Source organism: Mesorhizobium sp. M7A.F.Ca.US.006.01.1.1 (assembly GCF_003997935.1).
Lineage (GTDB): Bacteria > Pseudomonadota > Alphaproteobacteria > Rhizobiales > Rhizobiaceae > Mesorhizobium.
Window position 1 is genome coordinate 1 of sequence record NZ_RZQL01000547.1, and the last position, 435, is coordinate 435.

At 68.3% G+C, this 435-nt stretch carries 1 pseudogene; it reads left to right on the forward strand.

Annotated features, from left to right (window positions below):
• A pseudogene (locus EN943_RS37915) lies at positions 1-435 on the forward strand (hypothetical protein); the annotation flags it as partial.

Genomic DNA, 435 nt, shown 5'->3' on the forward strand with positions numbered 1-435 from the left:
GAGACGAGGTCACCTACAACATCGCAAACGCCAAGGTCACGACGCGCGGTACCGATTCCATCGGCATCCTCGCCCAGTCGGTGGGCGGCGGCGGCGGCAATGGCGGCTTCGCTCTCGGTGGCGCGGGTCTCGTGACTGTCGGCGTCGGCGGCTCGGCTGGTTCAGGCGGCTTCGCCAGGAAAGTCGACGTCACCACCGGCGGCTCTGTCGAAACCCTGCAGGACCGGTCGGGAGGCATCGTCGTCCAATCGCTTGGCGGCGGCGGCGGCAATGGCGGGTTTGTCGTGGAAGGCGCCCTCTTCGGAGCGAGCGTTGGAATCGGCGGCAAGGGCAGCGGCGGCGGCGATGGCGGCGACGTGTTCTTCCGCACCGCCAATGGCGGCCAGCAATCGATCATCACGCGCGGCACCGACTCGATCGGCCTCGTCGTACAGT